General features: G+C 58.2%; 1 protein-coding gene. It reads left to right on the top strand.

The features are described from left to right. A partial coding sequence (locus tag QMX93_RS30870; protein WP_282359355.1) for an ATP-binding protein occupies positions 1–299 on the top strand: 299 nt, incomplete at both ends.

Below are 299 nucleotides of genomic sequence, written 5' to 3'. Positions count from 1 at the left end.
CAGCGATACCGAGTGCTACAACCTGATCTTCGCCCCGGGTTTCTCTACCAAGACCGAGATCTCCGACGTCTCCGGCCGCGGTGTCGGCATGGACGTGGTGAAGACCAAGATTTCCCAGCACAACGGTTCGATCAACATCTACTCGACCAAGGGCCAGGGCTCGAAGATTGTCATCAAGGTGCCGCTGACGCTGGCGATCATGCCGACGTTGATGGTCATGCTCGGCTATCAGGCGTTCGCGTTCCCGCTGGTCAACGTCAACGAAATCTTCCACCTCGACCTGTCGACCACCAACGTCG

Origin of the sequence: Pseudomonas sp. PS01303, from assembly GCF_029959385.1 — a bacterium.
GTDB classification, from domain to species: domain Bacteria; phylum Pseudomonadota; class Gammaproteobacteria; order Pseudomonadales; family Pseudomonadaceae; genus Aquipseudomonas; species Aquipseudomonas rustica.
The sequence above is the reverse complement of the archived record's forward strand: the minus strand, read 5'-3'. Positions and strand labels throughout refer to the sequence as shown.